At 36.0% G+C, this 631-nt stretch carries 1 protein-coding gene; it reads left to right on the top strand.

Features of this window, described 5'->3' with window-relative positions; all coding sequences use genetic code 11:
* Positions 1–446: 446 nt before the first annotated feature.
* The coding region (locus tag E1176_RS21440; protein WP_155208606.1) for a DUF1493 family protein at positions 447–631 on the top strand (185 nt) is incomplete at its 3' end.

The following is a 631-nucleotide window of genomic DNA, read 5'->3' as shown; positions in this document are numbered from 1 at the left end:
AAAAGAAAAGAGTATTCTCAGAGTCCTTTTAAAGTGACTCTGAGTGGAATTAGTCTTCTTTCCAGGTTGTCATTTCTCTGAAATTCTGGAAATAGCCTTTAGCAGCTTTTTTTATCATGTTGGCATTAGATTGACCCATTGCCCTAACAACCCAGGATTGAGGTTTTTGTTTGGTGAGTAGTCACGCTTACAATGCAGCGCAGGGATAGAGATTCCCACCTTCGTGGGAATGACGTTCTAAAAGGAGGATTCTAAAAGAAAAGAGGACTCTCAGAGTCACTTGAAAAGGACTCGGAGTGGAATCAAATAAAGTCAGCTTATTTAAGACTGTAACTGTGCACTATTTATGCGTAGATTTGATTTTAACAAGGCTAATTTTATAATGAAATTCTGGAAAAGGTTGTTAAAAACTAATAAAGAAAACCCTCATTGGAATAAGTAGTAGGATGTTATCAAATCGTTTACTTGAATTTATAGCTTATCAAAGGGGAGAAAAGAAAAGTGACTTGAAACCGGATACGAGGCTATATGAAGACTTAGGGGTTTATGGTGATGATGCTGCGGAGCTATTGTATACTTATTCGCGAGAATTTCAAGTGGATTTAAAATCTTTTGATATAGATAAGTATTT

The organism is Fulvivirga aurantia (genome assembly GCF_009711475.1).
GTDB lineage: Bacteria > Bacteroidota > Bacteroidia > Cytophagales > Cyclobacteriaceae > Fulvivirga > Fulvivirga aurantia.
The sequence above is the reverse complement of the archived record's forward strand: the minus strand, read 5'-3'. Positions and strand labels throughout refer to the sequence as shown.